This is a genomic window from Kitasatospora sp. NPDC059803, from assembly GCF_042732255.1.
In the GTDB taxonomy this organism is placed as follows: Bacteria; Actinomycetota; Actinomycetes; order Streptomycetales; family Streptomycetaceae; genus Kitasatospora.
Window position 1 is genome coordinate 1 of record NZ_JBHWIJ010000321.1, and the last position, 9,363, is coordinate 9,363.

Genomic DNA, 9,363 nt, shown 5'->3' on the forward strand with positions numbered 1-9,363 from the left:
CGGCTAGTGCTGATCTTGTAAGCCCTGCCCGTCGCTGACGGCCAGGCGAAGTGAGCTAGGAATCCCCGTCCTTTAGGGCGGGGAGGATGTCAATCAGGTGCTCTGGTTGCTGGTCGTGGTAGCCCTGCTGTTCCGCCGGTGGACCACCGTCCGGACCCTGGCCGCCCTGGCCGGAGTGGCCGCCATCGCCCAGTGCTTCGTCCAGCAGCATGAGATATGGACCGTGGTGCCGGGCTTTCCGCCGGACTACACCCTCCTGATCATGTCGTCCGGCGCGAACGTGTTGTGGTCCCTGCTGCTCTTCGCCGCCCCCGGCGACCTGCTGGAGAGCACGATCGCCCGCCGACCGCGCGCCGCCGTCCCGCCCGCCATGGTGCTGGTCGCGAGCCTCCTGCTGTCCAACCTGGGCCGCCTCGGCGCACTTCTTCACGAGAGCGCCCTCCCCGTACTTCCCCAGCCCGTGCTGACGTTGATGGGGGCCTGCATCCCGCTGGCCCTGCTCTCGCTCGCATTCCTCCGCTGGGGCCGGCTGCTGCCGGCCGCGACCGCACTGGCCGTCCTCCCGCCGGTCCTCAGTCTCGGCCTCGCCGGCAACGCGTTCTTCACCTGGTACGACAACCAGCTCGGCGATCTCGGCCTGCTCTGCCAGTACCTCCTCACCGTCACCCTGATCGCCCTGACGACAGCAGCCGCCGTCCGCTACCTGAAGCCCGCCCCGGGAGCCCCGAGCCGCCTCGGCGCGGTGTGACCCACCGCCGCACTCTCTCGACTCTCTCGACTCTCTCGACTCTCCCGGCGAACGCCGCGCACGACCTCCCCGGTCGGCGCGGCGTTCCGCTTCGCGGACGTTCCCGGCGGCGCCGTGCCGTGCAATGGGCCGCTTGGGCCATGTGGGTGACGGTGGATCAGGCCGTTCCGGTTACGGGTGAGACGTGTGTTCGGGTGGGCAATTCGGTCCAGGTGGGACGTAAGGCGGATCGGTTCGCGCCAGCGGTCGCGTGCCGGGGGTGGCGGTGGGGTCGGTGGTTCCGCCGGGCCGTCGATCATGGCGGGCGGTCCTGCCGCGTCGTGCGGCGGGCCGCATCCGTGTCCCGCCTGTGAGGAGCGCACCTGTGCCCGACGCCACGATCGACCTGCCGATCAGCTTCCAAGTCCCGGAGGCGTTCACTGACCTCGACTTCTCCGTGTCGGCGGAGGTGAACACCAACCGGCTGATCGAGCGGCTGAACATGGTCGACCCGAAGCCGTCGGACGAGGAGATAGGGGCAGCCGTCCTGACCCAGCAGACGATGTACGAGCTGCTGTCCGCCGCCGGCGCCGTCTACGCGGGCACGCTGCTGTACGGGCCGACGAAGGAGAAGCCCGAGGAGAAGCTGGCCTCGGCGATCCTGACCGTCACCGCCCGCCCCAGCGAGCTGTCCAACGAGCAGACCGTCCACCGCCTGGCGCGCACCATGGGCGCCATCTACCCGGACGCCGAGGTCGGCGTCGTCCGGCTCGAAGCCGGCCCCGCGGTGCTGCTCACCGAGGAGCGCAAGGTCGAGCGCCCGGTGAACCTGCTTGGCGACGGCGGCGGCCCGACCGTGGTCCGTCAGTTGCACGTGTTCGTGCCGATCCCGGGGCGGCTGGCGATGGCCGACTTCGCGATCGCCACGGAGAACCTCCCCGAGTGGGACTCCTGCGTGGAGATCCTCGCCGAGGTCTGCCGCACGATCACCTTCGACACCGCCACCGCGGCCTGACCAGGGGAGCAGAACCATGGACATCGACTACGAGCTCCGCCGCGAACTGCCGTACCTGGGCTTCGACCCGGGCAAGGACAGGATCGTCGGGGCCGTCCACAGCGAGCTGGGCCTCTACACCCGGAACCCGGATCTCGCCATGACCCTCTGGAAGTGGGACCCGAAGGCCCTCACCGCGGAGGACCATTACAAGATCGACCAGCTGCTGCGCATGTTCGTGTTTCAGCGCGACCAGGTCCTCGCCGCGCTCAGCCGCCTCGACGAAGAGTACTTCGACTACGTGGACTCCGATCCGGCCATCGCGGCCCAGGACCGCGAGTTCCAGGGGTTCCTGCCTCTGGAGACCAGCCGCGCGCTCGCCGCCTGGATCGCCGCGAACCCGCAGAGCGCCGCGAAGCCGCAGGAGAGGCTGTCGCGCGATTGGCTGCCCGAGACGTGGGAGAACGATGCGCTGGTAACGACCCCACCGTGGTTGGGGAAGCCCGGCATGACAGAAGAGGAGCGGCAGGCCATAGGCAAGAGGGTCGCGGATGCGATGATGAGAGGGGGCCAGAGGGGCGACGCCGCGTATGTGGTGTCGGGCGTGATCTCCTACGCACACCCCGTGGTTGCCCACAACCTCGGGTCCGTTCCGTCCCTGGCCATGGGCGGTCCTGCCTTCGCGGGTTCCTTCTGGCGGTTCAAGGACAACGGGTACCCGCGCGAGTGGATCGCCGACGGCCGCCTGTACGACCTGATCGACATGGCGCTGGCCCTCCAGGCCGAACTCCAGCTCCAGTGTCTGCTCACCGACCGCGAGTTCACCCGGGTCATCCAGACCCGTGGTCAGGAGTTCGAGTACCTGAAGGCCGAGGCCGCGCGCAAGGCGGCCGAGGAGCAGGGCAGCAGCTTCTGGGCCGTCTTCGGGGACATCCTGGGCATCGTGTCCGCCGTCGCCGGCGTCCTGGCCCTCATCCCGGTCCTCACGCCGATCGCGGGCCCGGTCGCCGCCGTCACCGCCATCGCCGCGCTCGGCGCCCACACCGTGGACGCCGCGATCAAGGGTGACTGGGACGCGGCCACGATCGTCGGCCTGGGCGCGGACGCGCTCGCCGCCCTGCCCGGTGTCGGCGCGGTCGCCAAGAGCCTCAAGGCGGGCAAGGCCATCGTCAAGACGATCGGCACCGGCGCCAAGGCCTCCTACAAGGCCAGCGTCGGCGTCCGCCGGGCCGGGCTCACCTTCCTCGCCGAGACCGGCGGCTCCGGAGCCTCCGACGCGACCAAGGTGTTCAACTACATCGGCACCAAGGGCGCCAAGGTCGTCGGCGCCTCCGAGAAGGCGGGCAAGCTCGCCGGCAAGGTCCTCCAGGGCTCGGTCAACCTCTCCACCCAGGTCCCGCTGGTCGTCGAGATGTCCACGGGCACGGACATGTCCCAGGCGAAGGAGGGTGCGAGCGGCGCCGCGCTGACCGCCAACTACGGTCAGAGCATCGGCAGTTGGGGCATCGTCGGCGATGCCGCCAAGAAGACGGGCACCGTCTCGCTCGCGACGTTCTCCAAGATCATCGGCCGCCGCTGACCCTCGGGCCGCCGTTCGAGCCCGCCGCCCGCACCTCTCGGGCGGCGGGCCGGGGAGCCGGGGCCGGGCGGTGCCGTCTGCTCAGCCGATGTGGCGCCGGTCGAGCCAGGTGAGGGAGTGGTCGGCGAGTTCGGTCCAGCCGTGGTCGACGGTGAGGGAGTGGCCGCGGTCGTCGAAGCGGTGGTAGTCGGTGACGGCCGAGGACTTGCGGTACTGCTTGTGGGTGGAGCGGGTCAGCACGTCGGGCACGGTGTGGTCGAGCTTGCCGGACAGGAGGAGGAGCGGTCCGCGGTCCTGGTTGCGGGTGTCGACCTTGGCGGGGGAGTGGGGGGCGAAGTTGCTGAGGGCGAGCTGGAAGAGCGGGCGGGCGGGGCTGGGGATGGTCCACTCGTCGAAGAGTGCGTCGGATTCCTGCTGGGGGACGGCGTTGGCGAACGCGTAGCGGAACTGCTCGGGGTCGAGCGAGACGGCGCGCTTGGTGTTGCCGGGGTTGCGCAGGAACGCGAAGGCCGACTTGGCCTGGGCGGGTCCGACGGCCTTGACGCCCTTGATCTGGCCGGGGCAGATCGCGACGGCTGCCCGGGCGAGGTTCTGGCCGAGGAGGTGCTGGGCGATGAAGCCGCCGACGGAGTGGCCGACGAGGACGGGCGGGGTGTCGAGGTCGCGGATGATCCGGGCGTGGTGGGCGGAGATCTCGGCGAGGCCGATTCCGCCCTGGGGGTCGGGGTTCCTGCGGGCCTGGGCGACGGTGGCGGGGACGCCGGGCCATTCGGGGAGGATCGGTTCGTAGCCGGCGTCGCGGAACCGGTCGGCCCAGCCCTGCCAGCTCGTGGAGTGCAGCCAGAGGCCGTGGATGAACATGACCGGGGTGCGGTTGCTGGGCATGGCGGGGTCTCTCCTGGTGCGTGAGGGCTGGGGATCGGATCGGCGGCCGGTCGGGGCCCGGTTTGGGCCCGGTTTGGGCCCGGTCGGGGCGCGGTCGTCCGATCCAAGAAGTAGAAGGAGCGTTCTCTCTACTCCTCCAAGGTAGAACGATCCTTCTGTTAGCGTCAAGCCATGACGACGAGAGATTCCGCGCCACCGCGCGCTCGCATCCTGGCCGCGGCGATGCGGCTCTTCTACGCCCAGGGCGTGCGCGGGGTGGGCATCGACCAGCTGATCCGCGAGTCGGCGGTCGCCAACGCGACCTTCTACCGGCACTTCCCGTCCAAGGACGACGTCGTGCTCGCCTACGTCCACGAGCACGACCGGCTCTTCCGCGCGGCCGCCGCCGCGGTGGCGGACCTTCCTCCGCGCGAGGCCGTGACGGCCCTGTTCACGGGCATCGCCGACGAGTTCTGCGCCCCCGGCTTCCGCGGCTGCCCGTTCATCAACGCCGCCGCCGACTACCCCGACCCCGACCACCCGGTCAGCCGCGCGATCCAGGAGCACATGGACTGGTTCCGCGCCCTGCTGGCCGGCCTGCTCGCCGCCACCGGCCACCCCGACCCCGACCGGGCGGCCGACACCCTGCTGATCCTGCGGCACGGCGCGATGAACCAGAGCCGCTTCACCGCCCCCCCGGCGGTGCGCGAGGCGCTGGCGGCCGCCGTGGACGCCGTCCTCGGCTAAAAAGCAGGCAGAGTGGGGCGCGCCATCTTGGGTCGTCTGGCGGGGCCGGCGCGTGAGGCGGGGGTTGGGTTGCGGGGGGTGGGGGGGGGTGCGGTCCCCCCACACCACTTAAAAAACGCTGCCACCCCCCCCCCCCGGGGGCCCCCCACTCTGCTCTCCCGGCCGCTACGCCCGGCGTGTGCGTCGCGTGCGTTGCGTGCGTCGCCGGGGCCGGTCCGGATGGTGGAGGGTGGTCACTCTCCGGAGCGGTCCTGGCGCAGGCGGGCCGAGGCGAAGGCGGCGATGAGCCAGCCGAGGCCCAGCAGCGCGCCGCCGCCGAGGCCGGCCATGGCCACCGGGGATCCGGCGTTCGCGAGCATCAGGGCGGGTGCCTGCGCGGCGGTGTCGCGCGGGGGAACGGGCGCGGGGTGGGTGCCGGCGGGGTGTTCGGCGGCCGACGTGTCACCGGGGGTGGTGCCGTCGGGGTGGTTGTCCCACTGGCCGGGGCCGGGGTGGTGGTCGCCCCAGCCGCCGTGGCCACCGGAGTTGTTGCCGTCGCAGCCGCCGTGGTCCTGGTCCTCGCAGGGGGTGCAGGCCACGATGGTCACGGTGTTGCTGGTCGCGGTCACCGGGGTGCCGTCGGGGGTGGTGCCGGTGACGGTCGCGGTGTCGGTGATCTTCCCGGCCTGCACGTCGGCGTCGGCGGTGGAGTAGGTCGCGGTGCAGGTCGTGGACGCGCCCGGGGCCAGGGTGGTCACCGGGCAGGAGACGGCCGGGGTGCCCGGACCGGAGTCCGTCACGGCGAGCGAACTCAGCGCCACATCACCGGTGTTGGTGACGGTGAAGGTGTAGTGCAGGGCCTGGCCGGCGGCGGAGAACGAGGTCTCCTGGACGGCCTTGACGATCTTCAGCCCGGCGTAGGGCACGGTCACCTTGTTGCTGGTCGAGGTGACGGTCCGGCCTCCGGGAGCGCTCCCGGTCACCTGGGCGGTGTCGACGACCTTGCCCGCGGCGACGTCGGCGTCGGTGGTGACGTAGGTCGCGGTGCAGTTCTCGGAGACGCCCGGCGCGAGCGGGCCGGTGGGGCAGGTGACGGTCGGGGTGCCGGGGCCGTTGTCCACCACGCCGATGTTGGTCAGCGGCTGGGCGCCGGTGTTGGTGACCGTGTACGTGTAGTGGATGGTCTGCCCGGCGGCGGTGTACTGCGCCTCGGCGGCCTTCTTCACCACGGTGATCGCGACCAGCGGGGTGTTCACCTTGTTGCTGGTCGTGGTGACGGGCTGGCCGCCCGGGTCGGTGCCGGTGACCTGGCCCTGGTCGGGCACGTTCTGGGCGGCGACGTCCGCCGCCGTCGTGACGTAGGTGGCCTGGCAGGTGGTGGACTGGCCGGGCGCGAGCTGGTTGGTTCCGCAGCCCGAGACGGTGACGCCGGGCGTCAGGTCGGTCACCGTCACGCCGGTCAGCGCGACCTGGCCGGTGTTGGTGACGGTGTACGTGTAGTTGAGCGTCTCGCCCGGGGCCTGGAAGTTCGGCTGGACGGCCGACTTCGTGATGGTCAGCGCCCGCAGCGGCACGACGACCTGGTTGCTGGTCGAGGTCACCGTCTGGGTGCCGACGGTGCCGGTGAGGTTCGCCGTGTCGGTGATCGTGCCCGCCGCCGCGTCCGCGGCGGTCGCGGTGTAGGTGGCGGTGCAGTTCTCCGTGGCGCCGGCCGCGAGCGGGCCGGGCGGGCAGGTGACCGTCGGGGTGCCGGGGCCGGTGTCGGTGACCGCGATGTTCGTCAGCGGCACACCGGCGTTGTTGGTGACGGCGTAGGTGTAGTGGATCGTCTGCCCCGCGACGAACGAGGACTCCGCCGCGGACTTGTCGATCGTGGGGGTGGGGACGTTGACCAGCACGGTGGTGGTGCAGCCCGTCGCGGTCGCGCAGGTGCCGCCGGCGATGGTGGGCGCGACGTTGTTGGTCAGCGCGTAGTTGCCGGTGTCCGGGCTGTTGACCGTGACCTGGTACTTCACGGTCACGGTGGACCCGGCGGCGGGCGGCGCCGTCAGCGTGCCCGACCAGGTCAGGGTGTTCCCGGTGACGGCGGCCGTTCCGGAGCTGGCCGTGACGGAACCGGGCACCAGCGTGCCGTCCGTCAGCACGGCCGAGAGGTTGTCACTGAAACCCGCGAAGGTGGCCGGGTTGGTGCCGGTGTTGGTGACGGTCTCGGTGTAGGTCAGGGTGTCGCCCTCGTTCACCGGGCCGGTCGGGGAGACCGACTTGGCGACGGTGTAGGAGGTGCCGGCCGGAAGGTTGCAGTTCCCGCTGTCCTGGGTGGAGGAGGCGCCGTAGAAGGGGTGCCCCGTCGCGGCGATGACAGTGGTGGGCAGCGTCGCGGTCGAGGAGGCGGTCGGCACCGAGTTCAGCTTCTCGATGGTGCCGTTCGCACGGAAGATGTAGACGTTGCCGCCGGACTGGGCCAGACCGTAGATGGAGTCCGGGGTGGTGCCGATCTCGGTGATCGTGTTGTCCGGGTGGATCCGGAAGTAGCTGGTGGGGTTCTGGAAGAACGAATCGAACGCGACCCCGAGGACGTCGCCGTCGGACAGGGTCACGAAGTCACCCGAGGAGACGAGTGTGGCGGGGTAGGAGACGGGGAACAGCGTGCTCACCCCGGTCGCCGGGTTGAGCGTCCAGATCTGGTTCGAGAAGAACGACGCGACGAACAGGCTGCCGTCCGGGCGGGAGCTCAGCGCGTTGAAGTCGGACCCGAAACCCGCGGCCGGACCGGTGATCACCACCGAGCTGGTCTCCGCGCCGGTGGCCGGGTTGATCGTGTACAGCGTCGGCGGGCTTTCGTGCCAGGACACCCCGTACAGCGTCGTGCCGTCCGCACTCCACGCGATGTCCCCGTAGTCCCGCACCAGCGGCACGTCGGACAACTGCGTACCGGTCGGACTGTACGAGTACAGCTGGTCACCGCCACCGCCGGTGTTCACCCACAACGGCACCGGCGGACAGGTCAGCGCCCGGGGTCCTGACTTCCCGTCTGCGCCGTTCGCACCGTTCGCGCGGTCCGCGCCGTCCGTGCCGTCCGCAGGTGAGGCGACGGCAGGTCTGACGGATGCCGTCTCCTGCGCCGGGAAGGCGTGCGCCGGGAAGGCCTGTGCCGAACCTCCTCCCCAACCCGCCGTCACGCCGATGACCGCCAGTCCGATCGCCGCGGCGAGCCTGCCGCGCGACCGGCCGCGTCTGATCCCTGCCATACCGTCTCCGTTCCAGTCGGGCGTGGTCACCGCAAGGCGCCACGCCGCAGTATCGAGATAACGCGAGGTGTTTTTGTGAACACTTTGAGTAACGTGACATGGGTTGGCTCGGGCCGCCATCCGGACCCGAACCCCTTGCGACCGCTGGGTGTCGGCCACCTGGCCCCATCGCGGCCCCTCGCGTGGTGCCCTGCGGCCGTCGGCCCCCGGCCACGTGATGGTCTGACCGGTCGACGGGGATCCTTCGGCCCGCACCGAAGGATCCCCGCCCTACCGTCGATGCATCGTCGTCCCCGGCTCCCAGCACGTCGACCCGGCCCGCTGGAGCCCGCTGATCTACAACTTCCGCCACTACTACGGACCCGGCCCCGAGCTCGGCCACAGCTTCCGCACCCAGACGCCCCGCTGAAACCGCTGAAGCTGCTGAAACCGTTGAAACCACTGAAACCGTTCTGCCGCTTGCGCGAGAGAGTGTCAGCCCCACCTGCCAAGGTGACGGGCATGGATCTCGACACCTTCTGGCAGATCATCGACGACACCCGCGCCGGCGCCGCCGACGAGAGCGAACACGCCGACGCGATCACCGAGCACCTCGCCGGCCTGGCACCCGATCAGATCGCGGACTTCGACCGGCACTACGCGCAGCAGAAGGCCCGCTCCTGCACCTGGCTGCTCTGGGGCGCGGGCTACCTCGTCAACGGCGGCTGCAGCGACGACGGCTTCGACTACTTCCGCGACTGGCTGATAGGCGCCGGCCGAACCCTCTTCGAACAGGCCCTCGCCGACCCGGACAGCCTCGCCGAACTCCTCACCCCCGACCAGGAGGAACTGGAGGCCGAAGACCTCGCCTACGCGGCCACCCATGCCTACCGCCAACTCACCGGCGCCGACCTCCCCTCCAACGGCATCACCTCCGGCCCCCCGGCCGGCGAGCCCTGGGAGGACGAAGACCTCCCCACCCTCCTCCCCCACCTGTCAGCCCGCTTCGCCGACTAGCCCCCGCCCACCGGACGTCACGCGCCGCCGTTTCCACCTCGGGGAATTATGTAGACCAACCGTCATATTCCTCGGCCCCCCAGCCCGCCAGCCTGGGGGGCACGGCGGCGGGGTGTGTCCCCGCCCCCCCCCCGCCCGCGGGGACCCGCGGCGCGGGGCCCCCCAACCCCCCCCGCCCGCGGGCCCCCGGGGCCGCCCCCCCCCCCCGACGGGGGCGGGCTAGCCCTTC

The 9,363-nt window shown here is 71.0% G+C and carries 7 protein-coding genes and 1 pseudogene; 6 read left to right on the forward strand and 2 right to left on the reverse strand.

Annotated features, from left to right (window positions below):
- Positions 1–97: 97 nt before the first annotated feature.
- The 3 genes from ACFV6I_RS33690 (at position 98) to ACFV6I_RS33700 (ending at position 3,300) form a co-directional block, all read left to right on the forward strand.
- Positions 98–748, forward strand: a complete 651-nt coding sequence (locus ACFV6I_RS33690) for a hypothetical protein (protein ID WP_380429505.1) — start codon at positions 98–100, stop codon at positions 746–748.
- Between the two features lie 364 nt (positions 749–1,112).
- Positions 1,113–1,742 carry a hypothetical protein gene (locus ACFV6I_RS33695; protein WP_380375673.1) on the forward strand — a complete coding sequence of 210 codons (630 nt, stop codon included), beginning with the start codon at positions 1,113–1,115 and terminating at the stop codon, positions 1,740–1,742.
- Positions 1,743–1,758: 16 nt separating this feature from the next.
- Positions 1,759–3,300 carry a hypothetical protein gene (locus ACFV6I_RS33700; protein ID WP_380429508.1) on the forward strand — a complete coding sequence of 514 codons (1,542 nt, stop codon included), beginning with the start codon at positions 1,759–1,761 and terminating at the stop codon, positions 3,298–3,300.
- Positions 3,301–3,381: 81 nt separating this feature from the next.
- On the opposite strand, the gene ACFV6I_RS33705 is transcribed toward ACFV6I_RS33700, so the two are convergent.
- Positions 3,382–4,185, reverse strand: coding sequence for an alpha/beta hydrolase (locus ACFV6I_RS33705; RefSeq protein WP_380429511.1), 804 nt, complete (start codon positions 4,183–4,185; stop codon positions 3,382–3,384).
- A gap of 171 nt (positions 4,186–4,356) precedes the next feature.
- Between ACFV6I_RS33705 and ACFV6I_RS33710 the strand changes: the two genes are divergently transcribed.
- Positions 4,357–4,911, forward strand: a complete 555-nt coding sequence (locus tag ACFV6I_RS33710; RefSeq protein ID WP_380429513.1) for a TetR/AcrR family transcriptional regulator — start codon at positions 4,357–4,359, stop codon at positions 4,909–4,911.
- Between the two features lie 233 nt (positions 4,912–5,144).
- Here the strand turns inward: ACFV6I_RS33710 and ACFV6I_RS33715 are convergent, their stop codons facing one another.
- A complete protein-coding gene (locus ACFV6I_RS33715; protein ID WP_380429516.1) occupies positions 5,145–8,138 on the reverse strand; it encodes a hypothetical protein in 2,994 nt (997 codons plus the stop codon).
- A gap of 283 nt (positions 8,139–8,421) precedes the next feature.
- On the opposite strand from ACFV6I_RS33715, the pseudogene ACFV6I_RS33720 reads away from it, so the two are divergent.
- Positions 8,422–8,547, forward strand: a pseudogene (locus tag ACFV6I_RS33720) (flavin reductase family protein); the annotation flags it as partial.
- Positions 8,548–8,639: 92 nt separating this feature from the next.
- Entirely contained in the window at positions 8,640–9,134 is a 495-nt protein-coding gene (locus tag ACFV6I_RS33725) for a DUF4240 domain-containing protein (protein WP_380429519.1), read from the forward strand.
- The last annotated feature ends 229 nt before the right edge of the window (positions 9,135–9,363 follow it).